15 protein-coding genes and 1 tRNA gene are annotated in these 21,829 nt (G+C 54.8%); 7 read left to right on the forward strand and 9 right to left on the reverse strand.

From position 1 onward, the window contains the following. Window positions 1-702: 702 nt before the first annotated feature. From M9H61_RS18050 to trxB, 3 genes are all read right to left on the reverse strand, one after another. Window positions 703-2,079 carry an adenylate/guanylate cyclase domain-containing protein gene (locus M9H61_RS18050; protein WP_250282102.1) on the reverse strand — a complete coding sequence of 459 codons (1,377 nt, stop codon included), beginning with the start codon at window positions 2,077-2,079 and terminating at the stop codon, window positions 703-705. Between the two features lie 1,302 nt (window positions 2,080-3,381). Then, window positions 3,382-4,311 (reverse strand): LysR family transcriptional regulator, encoded by a 930-nt coding sequence (locus M9H61_RS18055; RefSeq protein ID WP_068518844.1) that lies wholly within the window; start codon window positions 4,309-4,311, stop codon window positions 3,382-3,384. A gap of 386 nt (window positions 4,312-4,697) precedes the next feature. Beyond that, on the reverse strand, window positions 4,698-5,648 hold the full coding sequence (gene trxB, locus M9H61_RS18060; RefSeq protein ID WP_068518883.1) for a thioredoxin-disulfide reductase: 951 nt from the start codon (window positions 5,646-5,648) through the stop codon (window positions 4,698-4,700). Window positions 5,649-5,993: 345 nt separating this feature from the next. Here trxB and M9H61_RS18065 point away from each other — a divergent pair, with 345 nt between their 5' ends. From M9H61_RS18065 to M9H61_RS18075, 3 genes are all read left to right on the forward strand, one after another. After that, the gene (locus M9H61_RS18065; protein WP_068518843.1) at window positions 5,994-6,479 is read left to right on the forward strand and encodes an Lrp/AsnC family transcriptional regulator; all 486 of its coding nucleotides are present in this window, start codon (window positions 5,994-5,996) and stop codon (window positions 6,477-6,479) included. 395 nt (window positions 6,480-6,874) lie between these two features. Then, entirely contained in the window at window positions 6,875-7,180 is a 306-nt protein-coding gene (locus M9H61_RS18070) for a hypothetical protein (RefSeq protein ID WP_212733750.1), read from the forward strand. A 17-nt stretch (window positions 7,181-7,197) separates the two neighbouring features. Beyond that, on the forward strand, window positions 7,198-8,661 hold the full coding sequence (locus tag M9H61_RS18075) for a methyl-accepting chemotaxis protein (protein WP_068518841.1): 1,464 nt from the start codon (window positions 7,198-7,200) through the stop codon (window positions 8,659-8,661). A 169-nt stretch (window positions 8,662-8,830) separates the two neighbouring features. Here the strand turns inward: M9H61_RS18075 and greA are convergent, their stop codons facing one another. The 3 genes from greA to carA form a co-directional block, all read right to left on the reverse strand. Next, window positions 8,831-9,304, reverse strand: coding sequence for a transcription elongation factor GreA (gene greA, locus M9H61_RS18080; RefSeq protein WP_068518840.1), 474 nt, complete (start codon window positions 9,302-9,304; stop codon window positions 8,831-8,833). A 105-nt stretch (window positions 9,305-9,409) separates the two neighbouring features. Continuing rightward, window positions 9,410-12,652 (reverse strand): carbamoyl-phosphate synthase large subunit, encoded by a 3,243-nt coding sequence (gene carB / locus M9H61_RS18085; protein WP_068518839.1) that lies wholly within the window; start codon window positions 12,650-12,652, stop codon window positions 9,410-9,412. A 96-nt stretch (window positions 12,653-12,748) separates the two neighbouring features. Beyond that, window positions 12,749-13,915 (reverse strand): glutamine-hydrolyzing carbamoyl-phosphate synthase small subunit, encoded by a 1,167-nt coding sequence (gene carA, locus M9H61_RS18090; protein WP_114114228.1) that lies wholly within the window; start codon window positions 13,913-13,915, stop codon window positions 12,749-12,751. Window positions 13,916-14,283: 368 nt separating this feature from the next. On the opposite strand from carA, the gene M9H61_RS18095 reads away from it, so the two are divergent. From M9H61_RS18095 to M9H61_RS18110, 4 genes are all read left to right on the forward strand, one after another. Then, entirely contained in the window at window positions 14,284-14,739 is a 456-nt protein-coding gene (locus M9H61_RS18095) for a GatB/YqeY domain-containing protein (protein ID WP_068518837.1), read from the forward strand. Window positions 14,740-14,908: 169 nt separating this feature from the next. After that, window positions 14,909-16,798 carry a DNA primase gene (gene dnaG / locus M9H61_RS18100; protein ID WP_250282104.1) on the forward strand — a complete coding sequence of 630 codons (1,890 nt, stop codon included), beginning with the start codon at window positions 14,909-14,911 and terminating at the stop codon, window positions 16,796-16,798. A gap of 114 nt (window positions 16,799-16,912) precedes the next feature. After that, window positions 16,913-18,970, forward strand: a complete 2,058-nt coding sequence (gene rpoD / locus M9H61_RS18105) for an RNA polymerase sigma factor RpoD (RefSeq protein ID WP_068518835.1) — start codon at window positions 16,913-16,915, stop codon at window positions 18,968-18,970. A 112-nt stretch (window positions 18,971-19,082) separates the two neighbouring features. Continuing rightward, a tRNA-Ile gene (locus tag M9H61_RS18110) sits at window positions 19,083-19,159 on the forward strand. 188 nt (window positions 19,160-19,347) lie between these two features. On the opposite strand, the gene M9H61_RS18115 is transcribed toward M9H61_RS18110, so the two are convergent. The 3 genes from M9H61_RS18115 to M9H61_RS18125 form a co-directional block, all read right to left on the reverse strand. After that, complete coding sequence (locus tag M9H61_RS18115) at window positions 19,348-20,541, reverse strand: NnrS family protein (RefSeq protein WP_101245611.1); 1,194 nt, start codon at window positions 20,539-20,541, stop codon at window positions 19,348-19,350. 123 nt (window positions 20,542-20,664) lie between these two features. Next, window positions 20,665-20,970, reverse strand: a complete 306-nt coding sequence (locus tag M9H61_RS18120; RefSeq protein ID WP_206926897.1) for a carboxymuconolactone decarboxylase family protein — start codon at window positions 20,968-20,970, stop codon at window positions 20,665-20,667. An 11-nt stretch (window positions 20,971-20,981) separates the two neighbouring features. Next, window positions 20,982-21,680, reverse strand: coding sequence for a helix-turn-helix domain-containing protein (locus tag M9H61_RS18125; RefSeq protein WP_206926898.1), 699 nt, complete (start codon window positions 21,678-21,680; stop codon window positions 20,982-20,984). Window positions 21,681-21,829 lie beyond the last annotated feature (149 nt).

Below are 21,829 nucleotides of genomic sequence, written 5' to 3' on the forward strand. Positions count from 1 at the left end.
AGGCAGGGTGGGGACATTGGGCGTCAGGCAAAAGCCGTTTGGTGGATATGCAGCCCGGTTTGCATGTTTCGTGCTGTCCGATACACCCCCTTAAGTAGATCATGGCTTGGGGCATTGGTATCAAGTGGTTGGTGGAAATGTGCCCAGATTTGAACATAATTCGCCCCGAAATGGCCCAATCAGGCCTGTTTTCCTGCCTTGTTCTTCGGTCAAATTCGTTCTTGTCAGTCGAGGACATGGCCAGCCAAATCTGTCCCCCCTCACAAGGCTGGGCCGGTTGTTTTCAGGTTAGTTCCCCCACCTGGAATGCCGCGACTGACAAGGTCTCCCCAAGACCGTAATGACCCCGAATATGTTGGGGCGGGTTTATCCCGCCCCATTTTTTTATGTCCTGATCGGGGGCGGGACCGGGTGCCGTATTTGCCCCATTTCGCCCGCAAATGGTCATCAAGCGTAGATTTTTAAGCCCCAATTACATGGCAAATTCGTAATTATCGGAAGCGCAAACACCGATGCAGTGCCCTCCCTCACGACGCATCGGGGCCCGAATGAACGTTTTCTCCCCCGAAACGTTCACACCCCACGGGCAAGGCAACGCTTCCGATCGGTCTCCCCAAGACCATCTGTCCCCAAAGCCCGGGCGAGCCCCAAGCTCCCCGGGCCTTTTTTTGTCTGTGGCATGGTGCGCAAACAGAACCGCGATCAGGCCTGTTGCGGGGTTGTTTGTGTCGTGTCGGCGTGACGTGGCTGCGGCGGGGCAATCCCGAATATGCGTGTCGGGGTTTCACGCCCGCGCATGGTGACCTCACCGCGCGAAATCCAGTTCGGGATATCGGCATGATCGCCACAGGCCCTGACGGTGCTTTCTGTGGCCAGGATGTAGCTTCCATATTGCTTGTTCATGCCTTCAAGGCGGGCGGCGATATTGACGTTGTCACCATGGACGGTAAAGGTCAGGCGGTTTTCCGATCCGATGGCGCCGATCACGATATCGCCGGTATTGATCCCGCATCGTGTTTTCAGCTTTCCGCCGAAACTGTAGACCCGGTTTTCGGACAGTTCCTGGATGGCAAGTGCGGTGCGCACCGCATTCAGCGCATGATCGGCATCCGGGGTGACTGCGTTAAAGGTGATCAGCATGGCATCGCCTTCGAACTGCGTGATCACACCCCCGAAACGCGAAATGATGGCATTGGTCTGGGTGAAATACTCATTGAGCATCGTCGCCAGTGCCTGGGGGCTCAGTTTTTCGGAGATGGATGAAAACCCTTCGATATCGGTGAACATCACGGTTGCGCTAACCGCTTCGCCATCGCCGGGCTTGATCTGTTGGTCGGCATGGGTGATGCGATCGGCAATTTCGGGCGATACAAACCGTGACAGATCGCGGGCGGCAATTTCATCGGTGACTGCACGGATAAAGGATCGTTTGGCACGCATTACCGCAATCGTCAGTACAAGGGTGACCAGAACAATTGCGATGATCTTGTCAATTTCCGCACCGATCAGGATCGAGTTCGAGGTCAGATAGGTGACATAGTCACGGGTGATCATGCTTTGGCCGCCCTCGCTCCAGATCACGTAACCGGCAAGGATCAGCCAGCCCAGCGCGGCCGTGCCGCCGGCAATCAGGATATAGCGCGGATCAAAGCGCAGGCTGCGCAACGCGATAAAGATAAAGACATACATCACCGTCGGCGCTTTGAGATAGAAGCTGGCCGGTTGCATATACTGGATATGGAAGCTCCAGATCAGGACCATCAGAAGCCCGATATCGGCAATCACCGACAAGGTCAGAAAACCGTCGGTCAGGGCATTGCGATAGGCCAGCATCAACCGTTTAAGCGTGAACAGGTAATAAAGCCCCAGCGCCCATGGCACCGGCTGAATGCCATTGGACATGGTGGCACTTGGCGAGATCGCATACAGGCTGGCGAAAATGGTCACCAGCAACAATTGCACCCAGCCAATCAGCTTTTCGCTGTCATGTTGTTGCTTGTCGATCGCGGCCTGAACCCGTTCGGGCAGGTGGGACTGGGCTTTGTTGCCAAACAGGAATGCACCAAGTGTGCTTTTCATTGTGACCGGAATCCCGATTGCTGTGGCCGAAACCATCAGACAATAGCACAGGATTGCTTAACAGACCCGGCAATGGCGCGCACGACCGGCGGGCATTGTTAATCATCGCCCATTTGCCAAACAGGCCATGCCGGTGCCGGTTAAACAAGCAGGTGTATTGATTGAGGGGGAGCATGCGGGCAAAAAAAAAGCCGGGCAACAAATGTGCCCGGCAAGTTTATCAGGGAGGCTTCACGTCTGGGAGACGTAGGACCCTTCGCAGGGCCCCGGGTAAGCCGGACAGGGCGTCCGGCTAAGACCGAAATTCGGTCAGGGAGAAAACTCTTTACCGCGGTGCGGTGTTTGCCGCTGCGGTTCGAGAGGGAAGATAGCGTTTTTGCCGGGAAACACCACTGCCAAATTGCTTTTTCAGCCATGCAAAATCTGCATAAATGTTGGGCTGCGAAGATTTGTGGTTTAACTATTTGAAATTGCGCGATTTTATTTGGGTGATCTGTATCACTTGCTTGTGAAATGGGCATTTGACCGCGAAATCAATTGTGCAACAGCACAAAAAAATGCCGGTAGCAGGGGGGCGCTACCGGCAAAGATCAACAGGGAGGCTTACGTCTGGGAGACGTAGGGAATCTTGGGGAAGATTCCGGTGCCGAATTTCGTTCCGACAGACGGATCATGCGGAGATCAGGGAAGCTGAAGCGATCACGATTTCGCGTCTGCTCACAACTTATGATGCAAATGTAAGTATGCTTACTTCCGATTTAAAGTAGAATAAGCTCAGACCAACCATGCAGGGAATGCATGGCAGAAAAATGTCAATAATTTTAAGAAATTATGACCAGCCCCGCGTCTGGCGCATTCCAAAACACTTATATTAGGCCCTGATCCTGATGGCTTGTCCGCGCGATTTTGCATGTAACGGACCGTTCTGCGACCCAAAAAACAGCATATGGCGATTCTGTCGGCCAGATATCTGCGGGGATCAACGCCGATCAGGTCGCCTTTTCAAGGGACAGGGATGAATTTGGATGCCGCATTTGGCGGGTTTGCAAAGCGTGGTCCGGATGGTGCGCGTATTCCGCGTGTATTCCCGTGGTCCGGGCATCCGGATCATCCCGGTGATGGCAGGGGCCATGCGGGCAAGGGCGCAGGCAGGGGCAGGCAGTGGGGTAGGCAGTGGGGCTGGCCGGGGCCATGATTATTGACCGTGGGGATGGGGCGAAATTATCCATGCGTTGCGCGCAATGCAAAACGGCCCGACAGTTCCGCCGGGCCGTTTCAAACGGGATTTGGGTAAGCCTTGTGCTATTTATCGGCGCTGGCACTGCTGGCGGCGGCCGCGGCCTTGGCTTTTACCTTGGAGATTTCTTCGATCAGGAAGTCGCGGAACACGGCAATGCGTTTTGAATGGCGCAATTCTTCCGGATAGACGAAATAGGCATCAAAGCTTGGCCCTTCGAGCTCGGGCAGGATGCGGACCAGATTGCTGTTGGTCGGCAGCAGATAATCAGGCAGGGCCGAAATCCCCAGACCGGATTCGGTCGCGCGGAAAATGCCGTAAATATTGTTCAGCTTCAGAATCGGGCGCATGTCCGGTTTGAACTGCTGGGCGGTGGCCATCATCCAGTTGACGTTCGAAACCGGCGGGCGGGCATCCGCACCGTAAATGATCAGCCGGTGATCTTTCAGATCTTCGGGTGTCTTGGGCATGCCGTATTGTTTGATATATTCCGGCGACGCAAAGACGTGATAGCGCAATGTCATCAACTGCCGCTGTACCAGATCGGCCTGACGAGGCGGCTGCATGCGGATGGCGACATCGGCTTCACGCATGGCAAGATCAAGTTCCTCGTCATTGAGGACCAGCGACAGTTCGATTTCCGGATAGCGTTCCAGGAATTCATTGATGCGCGGGGTCAGCCAGGTCGAGCCAAAGGCCACCGTGGTGGTGACTTTCAGCGGGCCACTCGGGCGTTCCTTGGATTCACGAATGCGGGCTTCGGCCATGGAAAGCTTGGCAAAGACGTCATGGGCGGTGCGATACAGCAACTCGCCCTGTTCGGTCAGAATCAGGCCACGGGCATGGCGGTGAAAAAGCGGAACCTTGACGCTTTCTTCAAGCGCGCTGATCTGTCGGCTGACAGCCGACTGGCTCAGATTAAGGTTTTCCCCTGCGTGAGTGAAGCTTCCGGCTTCCGCAACAGCGTGAAATACACGCAGCTTGTCCCAGTCCATAGACCCGCTCCTAGATGTCACTGCCGCACGGCTCTGCGCCAGTCCCCTGATAATACTTCTCTTCTTTTATGGGTAATTTGGTTTCAACACTGTTAAGCGCGTCACACAAACGACCCAAGCCCGTAATTGGGTTCAGACCCTTTACCAATATGAGGCCTGTAGCATTTTCTGCAAGCAGGCATTTTCCGCAATGTTGATTTCGCAGATGCGTGATTCTTTTGAAATGTCAGACGATTGGCGGGATCTGGTAATTTGTAAGCATGAAAAAAGGGGATGCATGTTGCATCCCCTTGCAGGTGTTTCTGACCACTTTGCACAATCGGCCAATCATCCTGTTTGGCCCGGCGATTGACGTGTTGTCAAAGCACTGTCAATGCCCTGTCAGATCAGGCTTCGTGTTCAGCGATGAACTTTTCGGCCTCAAGCGCGGCCATGCAGCCCATGCCAGCCGCGGTCACGGCCTGACGGTAAATCTTGTCGGTGACATCGCCAGCCGCAAACACACCCGGGACATTGGTCACGGTGCTGCCCGGCTTGACCAGAACATAGTTCTCGTCATCCATATCGACCTGGCCCTTGAAGATGGCGGTCGCCGGATCATGGCCGATGGCAACAAAGAAGCCGTCAGCCGGAATGTCGGTGACTTCGTCGGTTTTGACATTGCGGACGCGAACCGCCTCGACGCCATCCATCGGGCCGTCACCGCCCAGAATGTCTTCGACAACGCTGTCCCAGACCACGTCGATTTTTTCATGCTTAAGAAGGCGTTCCTGAAGCATCTTTTCGGCACGCAATTCATCGCGACGATGGATCAGGGTAACTTTCGAGCAGATACCGGCAAGATACAGGGCTTCTTCAACGGCGGTATTGCCGCCACCAACAACCGTGACCGGTTTGTTGCGATAGAAGAACCCGTCACAGGTCGCGCATGCCGAAACGCCGCGGCCATTGAATTTTTCTTCGCCCGGAAGGCCAAGCCAGCGTGCCTGCGCACCGGTGGAAATGATCACGGTTTCAGCGATATAGGTATCGCCGGAGTCGCCTTTGCAGACGAACGGACGTTTGGAAAAATCGACCTCGGTGATCAGGTCATGCACCATTTTGGTGCCGACATGTTCAGCCTGTGCCTTCATCTGATCCATCAGCCACGGACCCTGAATGACATCGGCAAAGCCCGGGAAGTTTTCGACATCGGTGGTGATCGTCAACTGACCACCCGGCTGAAGGCCCATCACCATCATGGGTTCAAGGTTGGCGCGTGCCGCATAGATTGCCGCAGTATAACCGGCAGGGCCGGAGCCGATGATGAGGACTTTGGTCTGATGTTCCTGGGCCATGTTCTTTGTATATGTCCGAGATTGATAAAAGCTGATGTCGAACATATGGGCAGTCCGGACAAGACGCAACCGCTTCACGCAAAGTTTGACCGGCGGATATCGCGTTTTTTGAATGGTGAAATTTTACGCAACAAACCGGTAGTTTCGCCAGACTGTTGAAGGCCGGGGACAATGCCGGAATTTTGCATCGTCAGCGATGCCAAAAAGCGGATTTTACTGCATTTTCAGTTACGGCATCCAAGCGCAAGATTGCATTCTTGCTCGGAATATATTATTGCCAGCAACTTGCCTCGCTGTAATATTGTTTCAATCGGGGTAACTTTCGCGCACAGAATCGAGGAATAAATGCAACGGGTCAAACTCGACAAGATCGACCGCAGAATCCTGCGCGATCTACAGGAAGATGGCCGCATGACCAATGTGGAACTTGCCAGACGTGCAGGTATCTCGGCCCCGCCCTGTTTGCGTCGTGTGCGCGCACTCGAAGAAACCGGATTTATCCAGGGCTATCATGCCGATGTCGATGCGCAGGCGCTTGGCTATAACGTGACGGTGTTTGCGATGGTCGGTCTTGCCAGCCAGGCCGAACATGATTTGCGTGCCTTTGAAGCCCGTGCGGCGCAATGGCCGGAAGTTCGTGAATGCCACATGGTGGCCGGTGAAATGGACTTCCTGCTGAAAATCGTTTCGCACAGCTGGGACGAATATCAGAAATTCCTGACCACCGAACTGACGGTTGCCGAAAACGTCAATCACGTCAAATCGGCATTGTCGATTCGAACAGCAAAGAACATGCCCGGCGTTCCGATTGATATCGACGCCGAAGACTGATCGCTTCGGACATTTGCTGCGTAATGTAAACCGGTGCCAATTTGGCGCCGGTTTTGTTTTTGCACCCTGTTTCCGTGCAACCCGCCATGGGCAGCGCATGCCGCACGGGCTTGCGGGCCGTCGTGCGGTGGTGTTGCGGGCTGGGTGTAGCTAGTGGACTGATATCATGATGGAAAAACGTGATCGAGCAATACGGTCAAATACACGTGCAGACGAATAACCTTACTAAACGTAGGGATGAAAATCCTTGTAAAGGATGTGGTTTAGGCATACATACCAAGTACCTATACCAATGGGATAGGTTTTATATCAAAGGTTAGTCATTGGAAGCGTTCAGATCACAGCATCAAGCCCGCGAAATTGAACCGGTCGTCGACCAGGGATGGTCGGGGATCGTGCCGGCAGGTTTATTTGCCCTGTGCGGTGTGGTGTTGCTGGTGCTTTTGTCCTATCGCCCGGCCGATGACATGACCGGTGTCGGTATGGTGTTTCCACTTTCACTGTCTGAAGATGACATTCTAGCGCAAGTCGGTGCGTCTGGCGGGCGCGTTGTGCGGTTTGGCGGCTTTGGCCATATGGCGGTCGTTGTTCGCGACGATGGTGCCGTCCCGCAGGCCGAAGATTTCGGCGCGATGTTTACCCTGTCTCCGCTGATTGCTTCAGCATGTTTTGAGTCCGGCGATACCAATAACGCCTTTTGACGTCTGGGTGTAAGTCCATGGAAAAGTTACTAGAAATTCGGGCCAACGCGATAAAGACACTGTTCGTGATCCTAGCACTGCACATCCCGCTTAGCGGGATTGCCGGATATGTCGCCAGCAGTGATGCATGGTCGCCATTGATTGCCAGCGCAGTTTTTGCCGCTGTTGCCTTTGTGATTTATCGCCTGGCGGGAACGCAGGCACAGGTCACGCGGTTTGTTGTGGCCTCGGCGATGATTTTGCAGGTTGGTGTGCTGGTTTATGCGTTTCGCGGGCATCACTGGCAAATTGACGTGCATATGTATTTCTTTGCTGCCCTTGCGGTTCTTGGCGCGCTGGTATGCTGGAAAACAATTGTCGTTGTGACCGGCGTGATCGCGCTGCATCACCTGATCCTGAATTTTGCAGTGCCTTACTGGGTGTTTCCCGAAGGCGGCCAGTTCTGGCGTGTGGTTTTGCATGCGGTGGTGGTGATTGTCGAAGCGGGCGTTCTGATCTGGTCGTGCAAAAGCCTTTATACCACGCTTGCCAATGCCGAAACCGCACGCAACGAAGCGGTCAAAGCAGCTACCGCGGCCGAAGATCTGTTGGCGCAGAATGAACAATTGCGCAAACAGCGTCAGGTTGAACGCGAACAGTTCAAACGTGAACTGGCCGACCAGATCAGTGCGATGATCGGCAAATCGGCCGGGGCGGTTGATGATGAATCTGTTCAGTTGCAGAAACGTGCACAGCATATGAATGACCGTGCACGGGTTGCAAAGGAAGCATCCAAAGGGGCGGTGCATGCGTCTGAAGAAACGTCGCAGAACGTTGAATCAGCGGCATCGGCAGTCGATGAAATCAACGCATCGGCCGAAGAAATCGCCCGCCAGATCGGACGCGCCCGCGAGATTACCGACAATGCGGTGGAGCGGTCAAAAACCGCCAGCGACCGGATCGAATGGTTGTCAAATGCGGCCGAAAAGATTGGCGAAGTCGTCAATCTGATTACCGATATCGCATCCCAGACCAACCTTCTGGCGCTCAACGCGACGATCGAGGCCGCCCGTGCCGGAGAAGCCGGCAAGGGCTTTGCCGTTGTTGCCAACGAGGTCAAAAACCTGGCCAACCAGACCGCGCGGGCAACGGACGAGATCGCCCAGCAGATTTCCGAAATCCAGGCCGCGACCGGAGATTCGGTGTCGGCGGTAAACGGGGTTTCCGAAACCATCGGCGATATGGTCGAAGTGGCGGCAACCATTTCGGCCACGATGGAACAGCAGCAAAGTGCAACCCGCGAGATCGCGCACAGTCTGGGCAGCACGGTTGAGGCAACCCGCGATCTGTCGGACCTGATCCATCAATTGTCACAGATTTCGGCCGAAACCGGCGAGATGGCAACCGAACTTCTGGGCAGTGCCGATCATCTGGGATCGGAGGCAACCGATCTTAATCGCAATGTGGAGGCTGTTCTCGAACGGTTGGCCAAAAGCGGTTAAAGCCAGCAGATCCGTTGCCAAAATGGCAGACAGCAGAAAGCCGGGCATACGCGCCCGGCTTTTTTGTTTGCAGTGACAGGGGCTGGAGCGGGGATATCTGGCATGCGGGCATAAAAAAAAACGGCCCGATAATCATCGGACCGTTTTGATCACTGGGACATTTCCCGATTTACGAGAAATCGACCTTCAGAATTTCATAGCTTTTGGTGCCGCCCGGAACGGTTACTTCGACGGAATCACCGACAGACTTGCCGATCAACGCACGCCCGATCGGCGAGGTGGTTGAAATGCGGCCAGCATTGATGTCAGCCTCGATCGGGCCGACAACCTGATAGGTGGTTTCCTCGTCGGTATCTTCGTCGACAAGATCAACCTTGGCACCGAACTTCACAACGTTGCCGGCCAGAGACGGCACGTCGATCACTTCGGAACGGCTCAGGACATCTTCGAGCTCGGCAATACGACCTTCGCAGAAACTTTGGCGTTCGCGTGCGGCATGGTATTCGGCGTTTTCCGAAAGATCACCATGTTCGCGTGCTTCCGCGATGGCCTTGATGATTTCAAGACGTTCGACGGACTTGCGATGCTTCAGTTCTTCTTCGAGGCGCTGATGCCCTTGCGGGGTCATTGGTACTTTTTCCATCGCGCTCACAGCCTATTCTTATTAGCGGTCGATACTACAAAATCAACCGCCCGGCATTTTACCGCCGGGCGGTCTGAATTCTTCCGTCAGGTTCGGTAAGGAACCTTAGTACTTGTCCCCAAGATATTCCTGAACCGGACGAACTGCAAGTGCGCCGCGTTTCAGGTTGTCGATGGCGCGCAATGTTGCGCGGGCACCGGCGACAGTGGTGTAGTACGGAATATCATCGGTAAGTGCGGTACGACGGATCGAGAAACTGTCGACCACGGCCTGTTTGCTTTCCGTGGTATTGAATACCAGGTTGATATCGCCGTTCTTCATCATGTCCACGATATGGGGACGTCCTTCCTGTACCTTATTGACCGGGGTGACGTCCAGCCCTTCTTTTTCAAGAGCTTCTGCGGTGCCGTGCGTCGCAACCACGCTAAAGCCAAGGGCAATTGCGTCGCGTGCGAGTTGAACAGCAGCCGGTTTGTCATGATTTTTGACCGAGATGAAGACCTTGCCACCTTGCGGCAGCGTGTGGCCTGCGGCCATCTGTGCCTTGGCAAAGGCGCGACCGAAATCGGTATCAAGGCCCATGACTTCACCGGTTGAACGCATTTCCGGGCCAAGCAGGGTGTCGACACCCGGGAAGCGGTTGAACGGAAGGACCGCTTCCTTGACGGCGATATGTTTGAACGGACCGTGATCAATGTCAAAGTCGCCCAGTTTTTCGCCCGCCATGATACGTGCGCCGATTTTTGCAATCGGGTTGCCGGTTGCCTTGGCAACGAACGGAACGGTACGCGATGCGCGCGGGTTAACCTCGATCAGATAGATCGTGTCATCCTTGATCGCGAACTGAACGTTCATCAGACCGACAACATTAAGCGCCTTGGCCAGCTGGACTGTCTGTGCCTTGAGGCGTTCAATCATGGCCTCGTCCAGCGAGTAGGGCGGCAGCGAGCAGGCAGAGTCACCGGAATGGATACCGGCTTCTTCGATATGCTGCATGATGCCCGCGACAAAGACGTTTTCACCATCGGAAACCGCATCGGCGTCGATTTCGATCGCATCCTGAAGGAAGCTGTCGATCAGAACCGGGCTTTTGCCGGAAACCTGAACGGCTTCGTGCATGTAGCGCAGCAGGTCTTCGGTGGTGTGAACGATTTCCATCGCACGACCGCCAAGCACGTAAGACGGCCGGATCACGATCGGGTAACCGATGCTTTCGGCAATCTTGACGGCTTCGTCAACCGAACGGGCAATGCCGTTGGCCGGCTGTTTGAGGCCAAGCTTGTTGATCAGCGCCTGGAACCGGTCGCGGTCTTCGGCAAGGTCGATGCTGTCCGGGCTGGTGCCAAGGATCGGAATGCCGGCCTTTTCAAGGGCAGCGGAAAGTTTCAGCGGGGTTTGGCCACCATACTGAACAATCACGCCCATCAACTCGCCCTTGGACTGTTCAAGCTGGCAAAGCTCGATCACGTCTTCGGCGGTCAGCGGTTCGAAATACAGGCGATCGGAGGTGTCATAGTCGGTTGAAACCGTTTCCGGGTTGCAGTTGACCATGATGGCTTCGATGCCGGCTTCGCGCAGCGCATAGGCCGCGTGCACACAGCAATAGTCAAACTCGATGCCCTGACCGATACGGTTCGGACCACCACCAAGAATGATGACTTTCTTGCGGTCGGTGACTTCGGCTTCGTTTTCCGGCTCGAAGAAACCGTCGCCTTCATACATGGAATACATATACGAGGTGCGCGACGGGAATTCGGCAGCACAGGTATCGATGCGTTTGTAAACCGGACGCAGGCCAAGGGCCTGACGGTCGGCCCGTACGGTGTCTTCGTCCTTGCCTGCCAGTTCGGCCAGACGGGCATCGGAGAAGCCGAGCTTTTTGAGGCGCAGCAATTCCTGCTTGTCGGTCGGGATGCCGTTGGCACGGACTTTTTCTTCTTCGGCGACCAGCATTTCAAGCTGTTTGAGATACCAGCGGTCAAACTTGGTGGCCGACTGGATTTCTTCGAGCGTCATGCCATGGCGGAAAGCCTGGGCCGCGTAAAGAATACGGAACGGGATCGGCTGGGTCAGCTGGGCGCGGATTGCGGCCTTGTCCGGGGCACCTTCGATTTTGACTTCGTTCAAACCGGTAAGGCCGGTTTCCATCGAACGCAGGCCTTTCTGAAGGCTTTCGGCAAAGCTTCCGCCAATCGACATGGCTTCACCGACCGACTTCATGGCTGTACCCAGAAGCGGTTTGGCGCCCGGGAACTTTTCAAAGGTGAAGCGCGGGATCTTGGTGACGACATAGTCGATGGTCGGCTCGAACGAAGCCGGGGTCACACCGGTAATGTCGTTATCAAGTTCATCAAGGGTGTAACCAACTGCAAGCTTGGCCGCGATTTTGGCAATCGGGAAGCCGGTTGCCTTGGATGCCAGGGCAGATGAGCGCGAGACGCGCGGGTTCATTTCAATAACGATCAGACGACCGTCGTCCGGATTGACCGCGAACTGAACGTTGGAACCACCGGTATCAACACCGATCTCGCGGAGGACGGCAAGCGATGCGTCGCGCATGATCTGGTATTCTTTGTCGGTCAGGGTCAGGGCCGGGGCAACCGTGATCGAATCCCCGGTATGGATGCCCATCGGATCGACGTTTTCAATCGAACAGATGATGATGCAGTTATCCGCGCTGTCGCGGACGACTTCCATTTCATATTCTTTCCAGCCGAGAATGGATTCTTCGATCAGGACCGTATGAGTCGGGGAGATCGCCAGACCGTTGCGCACGATCTGTTCGAATTCTTCACGGTTATAGGCAATGCCGCCGCCTTCGCCGCCAAGGGTGAAGCTCGGACGGATGATTGCCGGCAGACCGGTGATTTCAAGTGCCTTGACCGCATCTTCGAAGGTGCTGACCATCGCAGAACGCGCACTTTCCAGACCGATCTTGTCCATGGCGTCACGGAACAGCTGGCGGTCTTCGGCCTTTTCGATGACGTGCTTTTTCGCACCGATCATTTCCACGCCGTATTTTTCAAGGGTGCCGTCATTGAACAGGGCCAGTGCCGTGTTCAGCGCGGTCTGTCCACCCATGGTCGGCAGAAGCGCGTCCGGGCGTTCCTTTTCGATGATCTTGGCGACCATTGCCGGTTTGATCGGCTCGATATAGGTGGCATCGGCCAGGTTCGGGTCGGTCATGATGGTCGCCGGGTTCGAGTTGACCAGAATGACGCGGTAACCCTCTTCCTTGAGCGCCTTACAGGCCTGGGCGCCGGAATAGTCGAATTCGCAAGCCTGACCAATGACAATCGGGCCAGCACCGATGATGAGGATTGATTTGATATCTGTACGTTTCGGCATGTCGTTTTCCGCTTTTCGCAGGGCGGGCGCGCGTGCTGCACCGCCTCGTTTAAGTCCGTTAATCGCGTATCTTCGGAGCGTGTCCTGATCGGGTGATCAGGATTTTGCTTCTTCGATCAGACCAACGAAACGTTTGAACAGGTAGTGGCTGTCATGCGGCCCCGGCGAAGCTTCCGGGTGGTACTGAACCGCAAAGGCCGGTTTGTCTTTGGCGCGCAGCCCGGCGAGGGAGCCGTCAAACAGCGAGAAGTGCGTTGCCTCGACATTGTCGGGCAGGCTGTCCTTGTCGACGACAAAGCCGTGGTTCTGCGAGGTAATCTCGACGACACCGGTGGTGGTGTCCTTGACCGGGTGGTTTGCACCGCGATGGCCGACATCCATTTTCTTGGTCTTCGCACCAAGCGCCAGCGCCATCATTTGATGACCAAGGCAAATGCCAAAGACCGGCTTGCCGCTATCGATCAGTTTCTTGATGGTCGGAACGGCATATTCGCCGGTTGCCGCGGGGTCACCGGGACCATTTGACAGGAAGATGCCATCCGGGTTCATCGCCAGGACTTCCTCGGCGGTGGTGGTGGCCGGGACGACCGAGACCTTGCAGTCGAGGCTTGCGAGGTTGCGCAGGATGTTGCGTTTCACGCCATAATCAATGGCAACAACATGGTGTTTTGCATTGCCAAGTTTGCCGTAACCGCCTTCGCGCGACCACAGGGCTTCATCCCAGTCGTAACCGGTGGTGCAGCTGTTGTCCTTGGCAAGGTCCATGCCCTCAAGACCCGGCCATTCATTGGCCTTGGCGATCAGGGCAGGGATGTCAAACACGCCGTCAGGGTTATGGCAGATCACACCGTTCGGTGCGCCTTCGGTACGGATGCGTTTGGTCAGGCGGCGGGTGTCTACACCGGCGATCCCGATGCGGCCATGCTCGGCAAGCCAGTCATTGAAATGTTTGCGCGCACGGTAGTTGGAGGGTTCGGTAATGTCCTGGCGCAGGATGCAGCCAAGGGCGACCGGTTTGGCATTTTCGATATCTTCGTCATTGGTGCCGACGTTACCGATATGAGGGAAGGTAAAGGTGATCATCTGACCGGCATAGGACGGGTCGGTCATGATTTCCTGGTAGCCCGTAATGGAGGTGTTGAAGCAGACTTCACCGACGACCTCTCCTCGGGCCCCGACGCCGCGTCCCCAAAAAACTGAACCATCTGCGAGAACCAGTACGGCAGAAGCACCAGGAGGCGGGGTGTGCGTGGGCGCTGACATTGGCAAATGTCCTTTCGATCTTTCCACGGTGAGACACGGAGTCTTTTTATATATAATAAATGCGGGCAAGCCGATAAAAACGACTGCAATTTGCCTGCATACCGGACATGCGGACGTGCCAAGTCGTTCCCAGCATGTTGAACTGTGCACCGTTGATGCGACAGCGGACCGTGCTGGAAGCGGGGCAAATCGTGATCCCGGTAGGCAAATTGGCGGATGTCTACGGGAGTCGCGGACCCATGTCAAGGACGCATCGAAACTTTTATTTCCCAAGGAAAATCAACGGTTTGCGGGGGAAGGTTTTCTTTGCGTCTTATGCTGTAATGCGGTATGTTCGCTCCTTTCTTCCACAGAATCAGAGATGAGCCATGCTGCGATCGCAGCTTAATGACGCTTTGAAAAAGGCTGTCCTTGCCAAGGATGCCTGCTCCGTTACCACCGTGCGCCTTATTCTGGCAGCACTGAAAGAACGCGATATCGCCGCACGGGGCGAAGGCAACACCGATGGCATTTCGGATGACGAAATCATCAATCTGCTTCAGGCGATGGTGAAACAGCGTCGCGAAAGCATCGAGATGTATACCAAGGGCAACCGTCCCGAGCTTGCCGAACAGGAAGCCGCAGAAATCGCGGTGATCGAGAAATTCCTGCCAGCACAGCTTTCCGATGAGGAAATCGAAGAAGCTGTGCGCGGTACGGTAAGCGAAATCGGTGCGACCTGTCTTAAGGATATGGGGCGCACGATGGCGGCCCTTCGCGAAAAATACAGCGGCACCATGGATTTCGGCAAAGCCGGTGGTGTTGCCAAAAAACTTTTGGGCTAGTCCCGGAAGACCTATCTTTATTTAGAAAGCCGGGCGTGTAAAATCGTCCGGCTTTCGTCGTCCCAGAGCCGGCACTTCGCACAGACGAATTCATAATGCCGCGCCGGGACAAGGACCAACAACAGGGTTGCGCATGTGCGCAACAGCATCATCACGGGATCGGGACATCATGAGCTTTCCCCAGTCGTTTCTGGACGACCTGCGGGCACGGGTCGGACTGGCAGATATTGTCGGTTCATCGGTGAAGCTGATCAAACGCGGCCGGGAATATTCCGGGCTGTGCCCATTCCATTCCGAAAAATCCCCGTCCTTTACGGTCAATGAGCAAAAGGGCTTCTATCACTGCTTTGGCTGTGGGGCGCATGGGGACGTCATCAGTTTTGTGATGAATACCCGCGGGCTGACCTTTGTTGAGGCGGTCGAGGTGCTGGCCAATCAGGTCGGCATGGATGTCCCCAAACCGTCACGCGAAGCCCAGGAACGCGAACAGAAGGCCAAAACCCTTTACGAGGTGATGGAAGCGGCTTGTGTGTTTTTTGAACGCATGTTGCGCATGCCCGAAGGCAAGGAAGGGCTGGATTATTTTCATCGTCGCGGCCTTGATGACAAAACCATCGCCGAATTCCGCCTGGGATTTGCGCCCGACAATCGCGGCGCGCTGAAGGCGGCACTCAAACGCGAAGATATCGACGAAAAGTTGATGATTGAGGCCGGGCTTCTGATCGAACCCGAAGATAGCGGCCGGCAAAGCTATGACCGGTTCCGCGGACGGGTGATGTTCCCGATCCTTGACCGGCGCGGGCGGGTGGTGGCGTTTGGCGGCCGCGTGATGGGCGATGCCAAGCCGAAATACCTTAACAGTCCGGATACACCGCTGTTTCACAAGGGGCGCCTTCTTTATGGCCTGCCCCAGGCGCGCGAAGCTGCCCGTCACGATGCGCCGATCATTGTGACCGAGGGCTATATGGATGTTATTGCCCTGCACCGGGCCGGGTTCCGCGGGGCGGTGGCGCCGCTTGGCACCGCGGTTACCGAAGAACAGATTGGCGAGCTTTGGAAAATGACCAACGAGCCGATCCTGTGTCTGGACGGGGATGCGGCGGGCAAACGTGCAGCTGTGCGTGCGGCGGAACGGGCACTTCCGATCCTGCGGCCGGGCAAGTCATTGCTGTTTTCCATTCTGCCCGAGGGCGAAGACCCCGACAGTCTGATGGGCGCGCCGGGCGGGTTTGAGAATTTCAAAAAGATCATTGAACAGGCCGTGCCACTGGCCGAGCTGGTCTGGCGCATGGATGTGGGGGCGCACAAGATCGATACCCCGGAACGGCGGGCGGCCCTTGAGGCCGATATCAATCAGCGGATTTCGGTGATTGCCGACGAAGCAGTACGCAGCCAGTACAAGTCGATGTTCAGTGATCGCATCTGGAAATTGTTCAAGGGCGACCGCGGCGGCAACACGGCCGGTCGCGGGGCATCTGGCGGCGGTTATCAAAATAAAAAACCCGCACGGGGTGGCAAACGCGGAAAAAATGACCATTTCTGGGGTCCGGCCGGAAAAGCCGTACCGGGCATGTCGCGACCGCCAATGCAGAAGAAGCGCGATCTACAGGACTCCATTCTTTTGCTGACGCTGATCAATCATCCTGCCCTGCATGATGAGATCGGTGAACAGCTTGGAATCTATAGTTGTGCAGACTCCGCGCTTGACAATCTTCGTCGGGCCGTCTTAAAGCTGCTTGATGACGATCCTGGACTTGATTCCGATTCAATCCGGGCTCATTTGGAGCGCGACGGGCTGTCAGAGACAGTTTTGCGGGTGGTTAGTGCGGATGTAATCGCGCACGCTGCTTTCGCCAAGCCCGAAACGCCGCTGGAACGGGCCAGAACGGGTTGGAAACAGGTTTTTTCCATGGCTGTAAGCTCCCTGGAGGACGAAGAGGCAAAATACGCCGTCCGACAGTTGGCAGCAGATATCAGTCAGGAAGAATGGGAGAGGTTTTCTCACAGGCGTGAGGATCTCGCCCGTCGCCGGGAAAAAGTGTTTAAGCTCGACGACTGATCTTTGGGTGCCTTGCATTCAGGATCGGCGATCGGGCTATTTGTGATTTGCGCTGAAAAGACAGTGCGTGGGACAACAACGGTACGAATGTACCCAGCGGGAAACGGGGAATAGATGTCGTCTAAGACTTCGAACGCTGAAGAGAAAAAGAACTCTTCTGAAAACGCAGACGGACCTCTTCTCGATACATATAAAGCGGCCATCAAAAAGCTCATTGCCAAGGGCAAGGAGAAAGGCCACATCTCTGTCGATGAGTTGAACGCGGCACTGCCGTCAGAACATTTCTCCTCTGAGCAGATCGAAGACGTGATGAGCAATCTCAACGAGATGGGCATCAATGTCATCGATGGTGATGAGGCCGATGACAATGATGACGACAACGACGATTCCGACAACGATCCGAGTGGCAATATTTCTGCCGATGATGTTGGCCGTACCGATGACCCGGTACGTATGTATCTGCGCGAGATGGGCAGTGTCGAACTGCTGTCGCGTGAAGGCGAAATCGCCATTGCCAAGCGTATCGAGGCCGGCCGTGACATGATGATTGGCGGGATTTGCGAATCCCCGCTGACCATTCGTGCCATCGTGAACTGGCATGATCAGCTTCAGGCTGGTGAGCTTTTGCTCCGTGACGTCATTGACCTTGAAACCACCTATGGCGGTGGCCCGGATGCCGAAATCGGTGCCGAGGAAGGCGAGGACGAAGACGTTGATGCAGAGGCAGATGTCGAAAGCTTTGACTCTGCCAATGATGATGAGGACGAAGACGCCGAAACCGAAACCCCCGATGCGATCGGTGGCGAGGAAGCCGAAGAAGAAGAGGACGATGAGTCCGAAGACTCCGAAGGTGAAGAAGGCGGCGAAGGCGATGATGAGGACGAAGACGAGAACGAGCAGGTCAATGTTTCGCTTTCCAAGATGGAAGAGGAACTGACCGAGCAGGTTCTCGAGAAATTCGAACTGATCGCCAAGACCTATGAGAAGCTGCACAAGGCGCAGGAGCAGCGTCTGGTGGCGCTGAACAAGGGTGAAACCGTTCCGGCGGCGACCGAGAAGCGCTATACCAAGCTCAAGAACGAGATGGTCGAGCTGATGGAAGATGTTCACCTGAACAATTTCCGCATCGAAGAGCTTCTTGACCATCTGACCGGGCTTAACAACCGTCTTCTGGGTCTTGAGGGCAAGCTTCTGCGCTTTGCTGATCGCTGCAAGATCAAGCGTCCGGACTTCGTCAAACAGTATCAGGGCAATGAACTTGACCCGAACTGGATGGAACGTGTTGCCGGTCTGCCGGGCAAGGGTTGGAAAACCTTTATCGAACGCTATCCCGAAGAAATCGCCAAGCTGCGCGAAGATATCGGTGGTGTTTCGGCCGAGGTCGGTCTTCCGATTTCCGAGTTCCGCCGTGTTTACGGTGTTGTAAACAAGGGCGAACGCGAGGCCGGCCGTGCGAAAAAGGAAATGATCGAGGCCAACCTGCGTCTCGTGATTTCGATCGCCAAGAAATATACCAACCGTGGTCTTCAGTTCCTTGACCTTATTCAGGAAGGCAATATCGGCCTGATGAAGGCGGTGGACAAATTCGAATACCGTCGCGGTTACAAATTCTCGACCTATGCGACCTGGTGGATCCGTCAGGCCATTACCCGCTCGATCGCGGACCAGGCCCGTACGATCCGTATTCCGGTTCACATGATCGAAACCATCAACAAGCTGGTGCGTACCTCGCGCCAGATGCTGCATGAAATCGGTCGTGAGCCGACCCCGGAAGAGCTGGCTGAAAAGCTTCAGATGCCGCTTGAAAAGGTTCGCAAGGTTCTGAAAATCGCCAAGGAGCCGATCTCGCTCGAAACCCCGATCGGGGACGAGGAAGACAGCCATCTTGGCGATTTCATCGAAGACAAGAACGCCGTTCAGCCGCTTGATGCAGCGATCCAGGCCAACCTGCGTGAAACCACCACGCGCGTTCTGGCATCGCTCACCCCGCGTGAAGAACGTGTTCTGCGTATGCGTTTCGGGATCGGCATGAATACCGACCACACCCTTGAGGAAGTTGGTCAGCAGTTCTCTGTTACCCGTGAACGTATCCGTCAGATCGAGGCAAAAGCGCTGCGCAAGCTCAAACATCCGTCGCGCTCGCGCAAGCTGCGGTCATTCCTCGATTATTAATAGGATTACAGGCGACGTTCGGGCTTGACCTTGGCCCGAAAATCGCTAGTTTTCGGGACCGCACCGGTAATCCGGTGCGGTCTTTTCTTTACCCTGACACATCTTGTCTTGGGGGCCCGTAGCTCAATTGGTTAGAGCCGACCGCTCATAACGGTCTGGTTGGGGGTTCAAGTCCCTCCGGGCCTACCATTTTTCCCGAAAATTTATGCCGCCTGAAGCCGACGCATATATGCGTCGGTACCGCCAATGGTTTGTCATAATTCGGGGGTATGGAGCACAAAACCCCGATTTCTTTGATAGCCACTCCGACTGCGAAGCAAGATATTTATGCTTCGCTTGACGTGTAGTTAACTGGCCAAGCTTTTAGCTTCCGTCTGTCATGTTCTTTTTTTGAGCAATAGTGGTCCATACAGAAGTGCGAAACCAGTGAAACTCGCAACCCACAAAGCGGCAGAAATTCCGTAAAGAGACATCGAAAATGTGGGCAGAAAACCAGCTGTAACCCGCGTTAGCGTCGCTAAAATGATGCAGGCATACAAAGAAGTTGTGCCTGCGCCGCCTACCAGATCGCTACCAGTATGCCCCAACGTGGCTCGCGTCATTACCGCAATTGTCATCACACCGATCGCACCCCCCATCCAGAGATGCTGTGCCGAGGCGCTATCCATCAGTGAGGGCATGAGGGTTGCGACTGCAAGTGCAACAGCCCCCAAGGGGACAAACGCGTATCCAACGTGCAGAATCCATACAAGTGGCTCTTTCCCTGTTTGATGTCCTTGCCAGCGTGATAGGCGCACAAAATGAAGGCTGCCTGCGAGAGCAAGTGCCAGGGCAGTAAAGTCCTCGAAAGGGAAAACGACCCAAAGCATTACCGCAACAAACAACATGACCAGACAGGCCATATCAAATTTTCCAACCTGTGCAGGAAGTGAAGTTACTTTTTGTTTGGCGAGCCAGTTTCGGGTGAAAGATGGAACGATGCGTCCACCAATCAATGCTACCAGCATGATGCTCGCAGCCAGACCCAGACGCAAACCTACGCCTTGTGCCGCGTATTCTCCCTGCAAGATTTCCCAATGAAAAACTGCATTGCCGAGGACCACAGTCCCAAGCAGCCCGAGGACGATAAAATTGCGTTTGCTTTTTCCTGCGATGACTTCTCGTGCAATCATCAAGGCAAAGACGATCAAAAATGACAAATCGATGGAAACAACAATGCCAGCAGGAAAATGTGCTGCGAGCAAAATTACAATACGCCCTGCCATCCAAAGCAACACAAGCATTCCCAAACGTCGATTGCGAATAGGAAGCCGTCCTGTCCAGTTGGGAACAGCAGTTAGCATGAAACCTGCAATGACGGCGCCAAGATATCCGAAGAGGAACTCATGTGCGTGCCAGGAGACGATATCAAACGTCAGAGGTAACGCGATGACATTCATGAGCAAAAGTACCCAGATGATCATCGCAGCGGCCGCCCAAATCGAACTGAGCAAAAAGAACGGTCGAAAGCCGTGGCTGAGGAAGCCTGTATTCCCTTGCTGCGGTTCCTGAATCCTGATTTTGGTTGCCATTTCTGCACCTTAATGTTTCTAGGCAAATTGGCGTTTCCAGACAAAAGCCGCCTGACGCCGAGACGCAACACAAAAAGTTGGTTGCGTGAGCCTGTTCAATTCCTAAGGTGCTCAAGGAACCTGTTAGATGTCTTCGATCCAGGTTTTGGCAGCAACTGCACGTGGCAAACCGGCTGGTCCAATCGACAGCATCGCGACTTGCAACAAGTCATCAAGCCCGATGCCTTCTGCCTTCGCACGCCGGGTATGGGAATGCACAGCGCCCTCTGAACCAAGACCAATTGCCAACGCAAGTTTTACAAGACGACGTTCACGGTCTGTCAGTGGGCCTGCTTCTGCTGTCGCCTTACCAAGATCAGCATAAGCCTTCCAAATATCCGGATACTGTTCCGCCAATGTTCCTGCAGCACCGGGCATAGATTTAACCATAACTTCGCTCCTTACGTTTGATTGTCGTCAATAAGAGTTGTCGGTTTGGCGAACTTTTCGAGCTCGGTAATATCACTTAACTCAACGTTCTCCCCGCTCACGGTCACCCCGTATGCTTGCAAGGCTTTGAAAGCACGGCTCAGGTTTTCAGGTGTCATTCCCAAAACAGAGGCAAGCTGACGCTTTTCGAGGTCCAAAGCAAAGTGTTGAGCGCCATTGTGGTCTTTGGAGCGACTGAGCAGGTAGTTTGCAAGTCGTTCAAGTGCTGTGCGCAGTTTCAAGTTTTTTGTGGTCTTGATTACTGAGCGATAGCAAGCGGCCAGTTCAACCACCACTGCACGTGCAAAACCCGCATCCAGATCGAAAATTTCGCGGACATCTTGACTGGGTATCATCACGATACGGCTTTTTTCCATGGTTCGGGCTGACATCAAGTAGCGTGCATCACGGATTGTCGCCGCCAGAATGAAGGTCGACACAGGTTTGACAATTGAGACACTGGTTTCTCGGTTATTCCAACTGGAGAAAAGGTCAACTGAACCCAAAACGAGTACATGCAGAAAGTCGGCCTCTTCGCCTTCTGTGATCAAGTCAACATGCGGCGGAAAAGTTTGCAGATAGGCGCCACGCATCAGCTTGGCGTAACTCTCGTCGCTCATATCTGCGAAGAGATCAAGGCTACGTACCTCCGGGAAGGTCGAATCGAGCATTTGTTCCTCACTTCTAACCCTGTTCAGGAACATATCGACCAGTCACTTGATATTTATCAAGCGTCTATTTGCTCCTGATCTCTCTCTGGCTTGAGCTTTAGCAAATCGTTGCGCGAAATACTTGGCGAGCCTGTTTATTTCACCGAAGG

Origin of the sequence: Thalassospira sp. GO-4 (genome assembly GCF_023588965.1) — a bacterium.
GTDB lineage: Bacteria > Pseudomonadota > Alphaproteobacteria > Rhodospirillales > Thalassospiraceae > Thalassospira > Thalassospira povalilytica.